This window comes from Pseudomonas sp. SIMBA_041 (assembly GCF_046535095.1).
GTDB lineage: Bacteria > Pseudomonadota > Gammaproteobacteria > Pseudomonadales > Pseudomonadaceae > Aquipseudomonas > Aquipseudomonas mucoides.
The window spans coordinates 1-257 of record NZ_JAWRXJ010000558.1; the positions used below are offsets into that span (position 1 = coordinate 1).

Consider the following 257-nt stretch of genomic DNA (forward strand, 5'->3'; position numbering starts at 1 on the left):
CGCCCTGCAGACCGGTTGACATCACCTTCATGATGCGAAGCAGGGCGGCACCTCCTTTATGGAGGACTACACCTATCACTTCGAGAAAGGTAATGACCTGGTGCTCGGCTCCCATATGCTGGAAGTCTGCCCGTCGATTGCCGTAGAAGAGAAACCGATCCTCGACGTTCAGCATCTCGGTATTGGTGGTAAGGACGATCCTGCCCGACTGATCTTCAATACCCAAACCGGTCCAGCGATTGTCGCCAGCCTGATTG

The 257-nt window shown here is 54.9% G+C and carries 1 pseudogene; it reads left to right on the plus strand.

The window, feature by feature from the left end:
- Window positions 1-58 precede the first annotated feature (58 nt).
- A pseudogene (locus tag SB725_RS32355) lies at window positions 59-257 on the plus strand (L-arabinose isomerase); the annotation flags it as partial.